The sequence below is a fragment of the Vibrio sp. 3-2(1) genome (assembly GCF_963887575.1).
In the GTDB taxonomy this organism is placed as follows: Bacteria; Pseudomonadota; Gammaproteobacteria; order Enterobacterales; family Vibrionaceae; genus Vibrio; species Vibrio anguillarum.
Map to the genome: position 1 here is coordinate 1 of NZ_CAWPGB010000043.1, position 1209 is coordinate 1209.

The following is a 1209-nucleotide window of genomic DNA, read 5'->3' on the forward strand; positions in this document are numbered from 1 at the left end:
TACCTTTCGTTCTCAGTGAGGTGCGTGTATCTCATGTTTTTTACTTCTTGGCGGGAGCAAACTTCATGATTATCGCATCTCACTGTTTTTATGTTCAGAGGTGTCGCACTTCGTACTTGAATCCAAGCCTCATAACAAAGCGTTCAAGAGGGACAGCCAACACGTGGCATTTTTATTATGCGTTGGTTTATGTGATTACGGTGTTATGTGGAAAGTTGCTCGTAGCGTCGGCTGCCCCTTAACGCGGCGTTATGTGCTAGTGTACGCCGAATTCTTTACTATGATTTCATTAATAAAGACTACTGCGGAAATGTGATAGGATTTTTGTTATGGAAGATAGGAAAATGAGTGAGGTCGAAGAGCCCATGTCACCGTGTATTAAACAGTGCTGTTTAGATGAAATGGATATTTGTTTGGGATGTTTCAGATCGTTGAATGAAATCATTGATTGGCATTCTTCAACGATAATTGAAAAGAACAAGATTCTTATTGCATGCCGTCAAAGAAGGGAGTTGTCTCAAAAATCGAGGTTTTAGTTTTCTCTAAAAGTATTACTAGTGATAATTTTGTCTAAATTCGTTGAGAATTTGTTAGAAAATGAGCATATAAAAACGGCCCTTGACGTTGTGGGCCGCTGATATTTAGTAATGCAAGGCTAGTGCTCAGGTGTTTCTAGCAGCTTAATGGCACTTTCAACTGCATTATTGATCGCTTGGTCATTTTCAAGTTTTCCTGAACTTGCTGGCCCAAGGGCTCTAGAGTATAGAGCTAATTGTTTGTCCAAAGGCAAGCCCAACTGTTCATACAGATTTTCGCGAATTTTTGCATGTTGTTCAGGGTCTTGGTTTGCAAGGCTAATAAGAGTTTCATAAATAAGAGCTTTCATATCATGTCCATTTTATTATAGTTAACTTGGTGCGTATGGATTATAGCTGAGCCCTTAATGTAAATCTTGTGCAACAATCACATAACAAACGGCTCAAGAGGGATTGCCAACGCGTGGCGACTTTAGTGCAAAATTGAAGTTCAGTGTTTATAGTGTGTTTTTTAAGTTCGGCTATGTGTTGTCAACCCCTTAGCCGGGCGTTATGTTTTTAATCAGGTTCAGAGAATCATGGAAGAAAAGAGTCAGTTATTTTTACAGCAGTACCTTCGAACTTTACCTAGTGAAGTGTCTGAAAAATATACATCATTTAGTTCGGATTACTT

The 1209-nt window shown here is 39.0% G+C and carries 2 protein-coding genes; one reads left to right on the top strand and one right to left on the bottom strand.

Going from position 1 to position 1209, the window contains the following annotated elements; translation table 11 throughout:
• Positions 1-329 precede the first annotated feature (329 nt).
• Positions 330-536, top strand: coding sequence for a DUF1289 domain-containing protein (locus AACQ79_RS13085; protein ID WP_170899894.1), 207 nt, complete (start codon positions 330-332; stop codon positions 534-536).
• Between the two features lie 119 nt (positions 537-655).
• On the opposite strand, the gene AACQ79_RS13090 is transcribed toward AACQ79_RS13085, so the two are convergent.
• On the bottom strand, positions 656-886 hold the full coding sequence (locus AACQ79_RS13090) for a PAS factor family protein (RefSeq protein WP_013868597.1): 231 nt from the start codon (positions 884-886) through the stop codon (positions 656-658).
• Positions 887-1209: the final 323 nt, after the last annotated feature.

Coding starts and splice junctions, on each gene's coding strand:
- AACQ79_RS13085 (WP_170899894.1), top strand. CDS start 330: ATGGAAGATAGGAAAATGAGTGAGGTCGAAGAGCCCATGTCACCGTGT.
- AACQ79_RS13090 (WP_013868597.1), bottom strand. CDS start 886: ATGAAAGCTCTTATTTATGAAACTCTTATTAGCCTTGCAAACCAAGAC.